This window comes from Nocardia sp. NPDC003345, from assembly GCF_053589395.1.
This window is the reverse complement of sequence record NZ_JBSFRU010000633.1, coordinates 1-1,027: the sequence shown is the minus strand read 5'-3', so window position 1 is coordinate 1,027 and position 1,027 is coordinate 1. Positions and strand designations below refer to the sequence as shown.

The window sequence follows — 1,027 nt, the reverse complement described above, 5'->3', positions numbered from 1 at the left end:
CCGCGGTCAAGGGTGGCGTAGCCATCAGCGGAGCTGACGCCGTAGGCGCCCTTGAGGGTGGAGGGGCGCGGGAACACAATGCAGGCCACCAGTCAGCAGGGCCACGCGGCCGAAGGTCGCGGAGATCATGCCTCGGGGGATTCAGCCATCTCGATCATTGCTGGTATCTCGTAGGCGAGACGAAGTAGTTGGTGGGTGAAGTTCGCTACGTCAAGCGCTTCCTTCTCGCTTACTGGCGTGAGTTCGTGGTTCGCCTCGTTCCCCACCTCCTTGACGCGGTTAATCCAGGGACGCATCGGCTTTGTGATGACCCCTTCTTCTTGGAGGTGATCCAGGGCCGCCGCGAACGTCGGGCCACGACCTCTGTCGTCTTTGGCCGCTAAGCCGTGAGCGACAGCCACGTGCATCAGCAATTTGCGGCATATCATCACCGCGGCTGTAAAAGCACCCACAGCAAGGCAGGAGCGAGCCTCTTCCCAGACAGATCCATCGGTCTCGGGGAGCGAATGAACTGCAACCAGGGGCTTTGCGCCGGGCGACACAACATCCCCGTTCTGCACCGAACCGTGGAAGCATCCTACGCAGCGTAGCCATCTCGTTACTGCACGCTGAGCGTTCGATGGCGACACCGCGTACGCGACAACAAAGGACTGGTCACTACCGCAATTCGAGCAGGGTGCCCGGTGCCATGCTTTCGGGTCGCCTTCCCCGTACCCAGCGGCTCGAAGGGACGCCGTTGTGAGATTGCCTGTCACTCCGACCATACGGGCGATTGTTTCACGTCCGTCTGTCAGGTATGGAGCCAATTCGCGGAGAGTAACCACAGCCAGTCGACCGGGCAGAGGGCTGGTCGATTCGTGGGCGGCTGCGGGAGGTAAGTCGGGTACGGCTGTCGTCGTGCCCACACTTCTCGGTTATCGAAAATCAGTCATCTCGGTTCAGGTGGTGGCGGCGTAGCGCGTGGCCGACGCACCGGCGCGCCGGCGGGCGGAGCGTGCGGAGCCCAGCCGCTGCGGGCCGTAGTGCG

The 1,027-nt window shown here is 62.8% G+C and carries 1 protein-coding gene; it reads right to left on the bottom strand.

Annotation, left to right across the window (positions count from 1 at the left end; translation table 11 throughout):
* Positions 1-125 precede the first annotated feature (125 nt).
* Complete coding sequence (locus ACWDU1_RS32550) at positions 126-560, bottom strand: DUF4145 domain-containing protein (RefSeq protein WP_450004252.1); 435 nt, start codon at positions 558-560, stop codon at positions 126-128.
* Between the last annotated feature and the right edge of the window lie 467 nt (positions 561-1,027).